This is a genomic window from Sphingobacterium sp. UBA7253 (assembly GCF_002472745.1).
In the GTDB taxonomy this organism is placed as follows: Bacteria; Bacteroidota; Bacteroidia; order Sphingobacteriales; family Sphingobacteriaceae; genus Sphingobacterium; species Sphingobacterium siyangense.
In genome coordinates this window covers 1-6,477 of sequence record NZ_DKSP01000132.1, presented here as the reverse complement: position 1 = coordinate 6,477, position 6,477 = coordinate 1, and the positions used below count along the sequence as shown (strand labels likewise).

General features: G+C 38.6%; 8 protein-coding genes. 3 read left to right on the top strand and 5 right to left on the bottom strand.

What is annotated here, in order from left to right; translation table 11 throughout:
• From B2X72_RS13615 to B2X72_RS13600, 4 genes are all read right to left on the bottom strand, one after another.
• A partial coding sequence (locus B2X72_RS13615) for a lantibiotic dehydratase (protein WP_286849947.1) occupies positions 1-1,509 on the bottom strand: 1,509 nt, incomplete at its 3' end.
• A gap of 12 nt (positions 1,510-1,521) precedes the next feature.
• Positions 1,522-1,890, bottom strand: a complete 369-nt coding sequence (locus B2X72_RS13610) for a hypothetical protein (RefSeq protein WP_075992579.1) — start codon at positions 1,888-1,890, stop codon at positions 1,522-1,524.
• 87 nt (positions 1,891-1,977) lie between these two features.
• Positions 1,978-2,121, bottom strand: a complete 144-nt coding sequence (locus B2X72_RS13605; RefSeq protein WP_286849945.1) for a hypothetical protein — start codon at positions 2,119-2,121, stop codon at positions 1,978-1,980.
• A gap of 145 nt (positions 2,122-2,266) precedes the next feature.
• Positions 2,267-2,407, bottom strand: a complete 141-nt coding sequence (locus tag B2X72_RS13600) for a hypothetical protein (protein ID WP_157698451.1) — start codon at positions 2,405-2,407, stop codon at positions 2,267-2,269.
• A 167-nt stretch (positions 2,408-2,574) separates the two neighbouring features.
• On the opposite strand from B2X72_RS13600, the gene B2X72_RS13595 reads away from it, so the two are divergent.
• The 3 genes from B2X72_RS13595 (at position 2,575) to B2X72_RS13585 (ending at position 5,743) form a co-directional block, all read left to right on the top strand.
• The gene (locus tag B2X72_RS13595) at positions 2,575-2,835 is read left to right on the top strand and encodes a hypothetical protein (protein ID WP_286849942.1); all 261 of its coding nucleotides are present in this window, start codon (positions 2,575-2,577) and stop codon (positions 2,833-2,835) included.
• 126 nt (positions 2,836-2,961) lie between these two features.
• Positions 2,962-5,379 (top strand): heavy metal translocating P-type ATPase, encoded by a 2,418-nt coding sequence (locus tag B2X72_RS13590; RefSeq protein ID WP_286849940.1) that lies wholly within the window; start codon positions 2,962-2,964, stop codon positions 5,377-5,379.
• Positions 5,380-5,521: 142 nt separating this feature from the next.
• A complete protein-coding gene (locus B2X72_RS13585; RefSeq protein WP_075992582.1) occupies positions 5,522-5,743 on the top strand; it encodes a heavy-metal-associated domain-containing protein in 222 nt (73 codons plus the stop codon).
• Between the two features lie 155 nt (positions 5,744-5,898).
• Here B2X72_RS13585 and B2X72_RS13580 read toward each other — a convergent pair.
• Positions 5,899-6,477: hypothetical protein (locus B2X72_RS13580; protein WP_286849935.1), on the bottom strand; the 579-nt coding region annotated here is incomplete at its 5' end.

The window sequence follows — 6,477 nt, the reverse complement described above, 5'->3', positions numbered from 1 at the left end:
TTTGTTGGCCGATTCTTTTAATTTGTTATGCAATTCTTCATCCAAATGTGCAAATCTGGAAATTAAGTTTCCTGATGACGAACCACCAATAGTACCTAGATTGAAGAATAAATTTTCCTGACATGAACTTCTAAGGAGATTGCCGATGGCATAGAATGAAGAAGGGATAGTATGAGCTGTTTGTTTACGCTGTTTAGCGATATGATCTAGATCTTTGCCGGTCAGCCGAATTTCGGTGAATTGATTTTTTACACTTGCTACAAATTTTTCAATGACCAGATCTTGATAATGGTGGTCCCCATATTTTTTTTCGCCCGTCGGAGTGATGTTTTTAACATCCCCGAGTATTTCATCCGTTATATTGTAAACACCTTCTTGACGTCCGTAAGCAATCCCAATATCGGGGTCTAGAGCTGTCGTTAGCGGGACCATTCTATCTTCATATTTAACAGAGAACGCAGCTCTAAACTGGTCAAAATCTGTTAACTTAGCCTGGCTGCAAAGTGGTAGTAAATCCTGAAATTGATCTCTTATGTGATTTAATGCGGTATCTGATAAATTATTTTCTTCCATCCCCATGAGGAGATCCCCCTGTAACGAATTGGTCATATCGAGATCTGGAGCCAAAGGCTGCAATAATTTAAGGATGGCGGTTCGGATCTCAATGACAGATTGAGAACTATGAAGCCATCTTTTTATCGTTAATAAAGGATTTAAATAATTTTCCGCCTTATCCACTCTTTCAAGCGTCGTTATCAGGCTATCCAGATAACCTCGGCCAATTACATTGGGCTGTAATTCAGAAGATATGATTCCAAGGCTGATGAGGTTATTGACGAATAGGGGCGCATGCGTTGTTGATGCTCCAAGACCTTGCAGCAGATCGATTAATGATTGATAGTGGCTGGTTCTCTTATTACGTTCAAAGTGTTGGATGACTCGATCCAAAACTGGGGTAAGCCTTATGCGTTTCAGGATATGCTGTCCTTTCTTCCCATTTGACACTTTTTGATAATATTTGTAATATTTACCATCTAAGTATAAGGTCGGATTGATACGATAATAGAGTTGACTGTAAATTCTTTTATCTTTTGATAGCTGTTCAATAATTCCTGTCAAAATGGTGGCATCCAGTTTTAATACAGCTTTATTCGCATTAGCCCTAATTAACGATACCTTTTTTTCGGAGACGGCAATGTTCCCAAAAGATACCCCTGCGAATAAACCGAAAGGCGTACTTCTAGTGCTCATCCTAATCGCATATTTGAGTAGTGAAGCGATCATTTTTGAGCTGCTCTCTTTCTTGTATTCAAGCCATTTTTGAACTTCTACTGAGAAGGCAGGGCTTGCCAGAAATAGGGCTTCTTTTAATTGCTCATTTTGAAACAAATGACGAAGTTTTTCTTCTATTTCATGTCTCTCTTTTATCGTTAAAAGATCAACGGCAAATGCAGCTGGAAGCAGCGGCGTGCGCAGAAGAAAATAATCGGATAAGTGGAATAATGACATGAATTAGTAGGACTAGTATTGCATGACTTGTTTTATACAGGACTGAAACATTTCGGGCGAAATTGGTTTTTGTAGTGCAAAATGCTTTCTGTTTTTGATAAATTCCGGATAATGCCAGCGTGACACAGCGGACGTTATGATCAGGATAGGAATATCGGCGATCAATTCGGCAAGTGTATTAATATTACCGCCGCTAACAATGAGATCGAGGAATAGGATGTCTGCAGATTTTAGATCATGACTAAATAATGCTGGATTTTCAATGTCTTCAACCATCTTTATCAATTGAAGATCTGGAAACATGTGAATGTATTCAACTATTTTTTTTGTCGCCAAGGGTTCATCCTCAATAAGAATACATTTAAGCTTGGGTGAAGTCATATACTCGGTTCTTTTTTTATTTAGTAGGCAATAAAGACGATTGCTGTAAAGGCGCCTACCAGAACGCCCTCACAGCATTATCCTCTTTTATATTACTTTTGAAGATGTAACTGTCTTAATAGTTACCAGTTCCATATCATCAAAATCAAAAAATGAGATCGGTTCGACCACGCAGACATTTTGTACATCCAATACAAAATCCTCCGCTAAAAAATTTTCAATGTTTTCCATAGTTATACGTTTAAATTGTAAACAAATGTGCTTTCTATGGAAAAGAACAACGAAAAATATCGACAGAATTGAAAATGAATCGGACGAACTAAAGAATCTATTCGACGAAAAAATAGCGCCTGTTCCTATTTCTGTTCGCCGTGTATTAGATGCTGTTCAAATCGTCTGCTAGATTATAATCAGCATTGAAAGAAGGTCCATCGTATGCTGTTGGAAAATTCGACAAAATAGCATTTGAGTACGATGAAATAGTGACGGCATTATTGTAGGATTCTATCAGGTTCATTATTTTAGGGCTATCTATTTTAGCAGCGAAAAACCATTTCTTTAGCCATTAAAACCGTGTTGCGTAAATAGATAAACTAATGAGAAGGCTTGAGGTAAGTCCTTGACCAGAAAAGCATCTGCCAAATAAATAGGTGAGTAGTGTGAGCGCGTAAAACAAATGAGAATATGAATTTATCGAATGAAATGCACAGTTTTTTGAAAAGAGAAGGTTTACGGTTATTTAGAAAAAAAGTAAGCTGGCAGACCTCTGCGAAATATCAGATCTATGCCGATGGGAAAACAAAGATTGGTGTCGCATTTGACAGAATTCAAAATTTTATCGATGAAAATACCAATGCATCCGACTGGAGTGGAATGGAAACGATTAAACTCGAAGAGCGCGGTGATTATATTATCTATGGTTTTGTTGAGGAAGTGGAAAGCTAAAGAAGAATTGAGTTTAACCTGTCGTATCGTATTATCGAATAAATATTACAAATCAATTCCCTAATTGTGTAATGATTTCGATGTTATTTGTTGCCAAATTTGTTGTGTAAAATAAAACAATCAGTTATGGCGACAGATATTTATAAAGATACGGTTTATCTACCTTTAGAAGATGTTGAAAGCGAACATTGTGCTTCAATTGTCGAAAAAGGACTAGCTCAGGTCAAAGGCTTGACGAGCTATCGGGTGGAATTGAATAACCATAGAGCTGCTATCGTACCTAAAGATAGTGAAGCGGTCGTTAGCAGTGTAAAGACGATCAAAGATCTTGGTTATGGTGTTTCTACATTGACCAAAACATTTCCAGTTCTTGGGATGACTTGCGCCTCATGTGCCAGTAGCGCCGAAAGTATGGCGAAATATGAACAAGGGGTTGTCAATGCGTCTGTAAATTTTGCAACTGGAAATCTTACAGTTGAATATTTGCCTAATATTACGGATCATTTAAAAATTCAGAAAGCAGTCCAGGCTGGTGGCTATGATTTATTAATCGAAGATGAATCTACACAGCAGGAAACATTGGAGGCTATTCACGCAGCTAAATTTCATAAGCTTAAAATCAAAACACGATGGGCAGTATTGCTATCGCTTCCCGTAGTTGTAATTGGTATGTTCTTTATGGATATGCCGTACGCAAATCCTATTATGTGGCTGTTTTCTACACCCGTAGTTCTTTGGCTAGGTAAGGACTTTTTTGTCAATGCGTGGAAACAAGCGAAACACCGCTCGGCCAATATGGATACACTTGTTGCGTTGAGCACGGGGATAGCCTACATCTTTAGCGTATTTAATATGCTCTTTGCTGAATTTTGGCATCAACGTGGCTTGCATGCACATGTATATTTTGAGGCCGCCTCAGTTGTCATTGCTTTTATTTTATTGGGTAAATTGCTGGAGGAAAAGGCCAAAGGTAACACCTCATCTGCCATTAAAAAGCTAATGGGGTTGCAGCCGAAGACGGTTATGGTCATTCAATCGGATGGAGTAGAGCGTCAGGTTCCTATAGAAGCCGTTCATACCGGCGATATCATTTTGGTAAAACCAGGGGAGAAGATCGCTGTCGATGGTGTTGTTATCAGTGGAAATTCCTATGTTGACGAAAGTATGTTAAGCGGAGAGCCGGTCCCGGTTTTAAAAACGGGAAATGAACAGGTATTTGCAGGGACGATCAATCAAAAGGGAAGTTTTCAGTTCAAAGCTACAAAAGTTGGGCGGGAAACAATGCTTGCACAGATCATTAAAATGGTACAGGATGCACAGGGAAGTAAGGCTCCTGTACAAAAACTGGTCGATCGAATTGCTGGTGTATTCGTTCCTGTTGTCATTGGTATTGCTATTTTAACTTTTCTACTGTGGTTTACTTTAGATGGAGAAAACCATCTGGTACAGGGTTTGTTGGCGGCAGTAACGGTTTTAGTTATTGCGTGTCCTTGTGCACTAGGTTTAGCAACTCCTACAGCGATCATGGTTGGAGTGGGTAAGGGAGCTGAACGGGGCATTTTAATTAAGGATGCGGAAAGTCTGGAGCTGGCCAAAAAGGTAAGTGCAGTTGTTTTGGATAAAACCGGTACCATTACGGAGGGAAAACCTGTTGTTACTGACGTGTATTGGGAAAATAATGAAGATAATTTGAAAGGTATCCTGTTAAGCTTGGAGAAACAGTCAGAACATCCATTGGCAGAAGCTGTTGTAGGGTATTTTAATGATGTGAAAGTTACTCCAATATCCTTTATCGAAAGTATTACGGGGAAGGGGGTAAAAGGCAGTGAAGGAATCGAAACTTACTATGTAGGGAATCGGAGGTTGTTGGATGAAAATAGGATTACAATTTCGACAGAATTGACGGAACATGCTACTCAATGGGGAAATCAATCGAAAACAGTGATCTGGTTTGCCAATAGTCATACTGCATTAGCTGTAATTGCCATTGCGGACCAGATTAAGGAAACTTCTGTACGTGCAATCAAGGAGATGCAAGCAATGGGAATTGAACTATATATGCTGACTGGTGACAACGAGGCTACAGCGAGGGCCATCGCTGCGGAAACAGGGATTCAGCATTACAAAGCCGAGGTGTTGCCAGAACACAAAGCTGATTTTGTTAAGGAATTGCAGCAAAGGGGGCAGGTGGTCGCTATGGTTGGGGACGGTATTAATGATAGTACAGCCTTAGCAACAGCCGATGTCAGTATTGCAATGGGAAAAGGAAGTGATATTGCAATGGATGTAGCGAAAATGACAATTATTTCTTCTGATTTGACGAAGATACCCCAGGCAATTCGACTTTCGAAACAAACGGTCGCAACAATTAAGCAAAACTTGTTTTGGGCATTTATTTATAATTTAATTGGAATTCCCCTCGCTGCAGGCATTCTGTATCCATTCAATGGTTTCCTTTTAAACCCGATGATAGCTGGAGCTGCAATGGCATTGAGCAGTGTAAGTGTTGTCAGTAATAGCTTGCGGCTTCGCTGGAAAAAATAGCTACCGATGGTTAAGCTGTAGACCGTGTTTTAAACGATAAATATTATAAAACAAAATAGAAAAACTATAAGTATAGCCAATTGAATTAAAGGGATATTTGTACAGATAATTAAATAGATTAATAACATTAAAATTATACAACATGGAAAGCAAAGAACTTCAATTCAAAACAAACCTCACTTGTGGGGGATGTGTATCCAAAGTAAGTGCAGATCTGGATAGTGTGGACGGTATCTGTGAATGGAATGTTGACACCACAAATGCAGACAAAATTCTGACTGTAAAATCTGAAGGCGTTTCGGAAGAAGAAATAATTGAAATTATCAAGAAGAAGGGTTTTAATGCAGTGACCTACTCCGCATAATTGTTCCATAAATCTATAGAAGCATCACACCCTAAAAGCTGGACAAAACTTTTAGGGTGTTTTTATGAAGTATAATTATGAGACGAAACTGAGCTCAATTTTACTAGTTTTAAATTTGGGGTTTCCTTTTTATCCATTTTAGTTTTAGATTCCTGTTAATTAAAATGGATAAACATGTCTTTAAAATTAAGTGTCATTTTAGAAAATTGGCGGATAATATCTTGTCCTATATTTCCATATACAGTTTCATTCTTGATTTTCGATTTTAATAGGTTTATTTTTTTAAGAGCGATCGGTTTATCGCCGATATGGAATGTATGTTGTATGACAAAGCCATCATATTCAACGTTACCCCCTGCGCCGCCCATGTCGACTTTGGTCGGTATACCATATTTTTCGATATGCTGTTTGTAGGTTTCGTAAAATGGCGCATAAAGGATTGTATTTTCCGCTCCCGTATCAAAGGTATAGTGCTTTCCATCAATGGCAATAAGAGGTGATAACCCATCTATTGCAAGATTTGAAGCCTTCTTTGTAACTGTAGGTCTCTTAGGTACGATAAAAAAATCATCTTGTGTAAGCTGTACTTCTTGCAGTGCTTCTATGACTGGGAAGCCTATTATGCCATTGATCTGATAGCCAATTTGTGGGATATAAAGTGCACTGTCTGGGAAAACCAGAAATATAGCATTCGATATACTGATGTTACCAAGTTTTAATTGTTTACAGATTGC